The organism is Micromonospora sp. NPDC049799, from assembly GCF_040656655.1.
GTDB lineage: Bacteria > Actinomycetota > Actinomycetes > Mycobacteriales > Micromonosporaceae > Micromonospora.
This window is the reverse complement of record NZ_JBFAMU010000852.1, coordinates 1-1,312: the sequence shown is the minus strand read 5'-3', so window position 1 is coordinate 1,312 and position 1,312 is coordinate 1. Positions and strand designations below refer to the sequence as shown.

2 protein-coding genes are annotated in these 1,312 nt (G+C 75.9%); one reads left to right on the top strand and one right to left on the bottom strand.

Annotated elements, in window-relative coordinates:
• Positions 1 to 4 precede the first annotated feature (4 nt).
• On the top strand, positions 5 to 913 hold the full coding sequence (locus AB0I76_RS30085; RefSeq protein ID WP_357042570.1) for an NUDIX hydrolase: 909 nt from the start codon (positions 5 to 7) through the stop codon (positions 911 to 913).
• Between the two features lie 100 nt (positions 914 to 1,013).
• Here the strand turns inward: AB0I76_RS30085 and AB0I76_RS30080 are convergent.
• Positions 1,014 to 1,312, bottom strand: a 299-nt coding sequence (locus AB0I76_RS30080; RefSeq protein ID WP_357042567.1) for a hypothetical protein, incomplete at its 5' end; no start/stop codon positions are given.

Below are 1,312 nucleotides of genomic sequence, written 5' to 3'. Positions count from 1 at the left end.
CGGCCTGGCGCCGGGCCAGCCGGCGGCGGCGGACCCGGTGGCTGCGGTGACCGAGATCCGGGCGGCCGGCGGGGTGGTCTGGCGGCCGGTGCCCGGCGGTGTCGAGGTGTGCCTGGTGCACCGTCCCCGCTACGGGGACTGGACGCTGCCCAAGGGCAAGCTGGAGCCGGGCGAGCATCCGTTGTCGGCCGCCGTCCGCGAGGTGGCCGAGGAGTCCGACAACCGGGCGGTGCCGCAGGTGCGGCTGCCCACCGTGCACTACCGCAGCGAGGGACGGCCGAAGCGGGTCGACTACTGGTCGATGCGGGCGGTGGCCACCGGCGGCTTCCAGCCCGGCACCGAGGTCGACGACATGTGCTGGCTGGACACCGACGAGGCGATCCGGCGGGTCAGCTACCCGCACGACGCCGAGGTGCTGGCCGCGTTCGCCGCGCTGCCCCGGGTCACCGGGACGATGGCGCTGGTGCGGCACGCGCACGCCGGCAAGCGCACGACGTGGTCCGGGCCGGACACCGGCCGCCCCCTCGACGCCCAGGGCTGGGCGCGGGCCCACGAGCTGGCCACACTGGTGGCGCTGGTCCGGCCGTCCCGGTTGCTGTCCGCGTCGGCCCGCCGCTGCGTACAGACGCTCGACCCGTCGGCGGCCCTGCTGGACCTGCCGATCGAGGTGTGCGGCGACCTCGACGAGCCGCAGCCCGGTCAGCAGCCCGAGGAGTGCGCGCTGGCCGCCGCGGCCCGGTTGACGGCGCTGGCGGGCGGCGGGGAGCCGGTGGCGGTGTGCAGCCAGGGGAAGGTGATCCCGGGCGCCCTGGAGCGTCTCGCCGGCCGCACCGACGACTTCACCACTCCCAAGGGCGGCGGCTGGCTGCTGGCCTTCGCCGACGACCGGATCCTCGCCCTCGACCGGCTGTAAGGAAGGGCCCCCGCTCAACACTCGCCCTGGGGCGTACATCGGGAACGCGACGCGGGCGCCCACCGCAACCGGTGGACGCCCGCGTCGTACGCCTTGGGGGTCAGCGCTTGGTCGCCGCCTTCTTGGCCGGCGCCTTCTTCGCGGTGGTCTTCTTGGCCGCCGCGCTCTTGCTCGCCGCCGTGGCGGTCTTCTTCGCCCCGGTGGCCTTCGCGGTCGCGGCGCTCTTCTTCGCCGGGGCCGCCTTCGCGGTCGCGGTCTTCTTGGCCGCGGTGGTCTTCGTGGCCTTGGTGGCCTTCGCCGCGGTGGTCTTCTTCGCCGCGGCCGTCGCCTTGGTGCCGGCGGCCTTCGCGCCGGTCGCCTTCGCGCCGGCGGCCTTCGCGCCGGTCGCCTTCGCGCCGG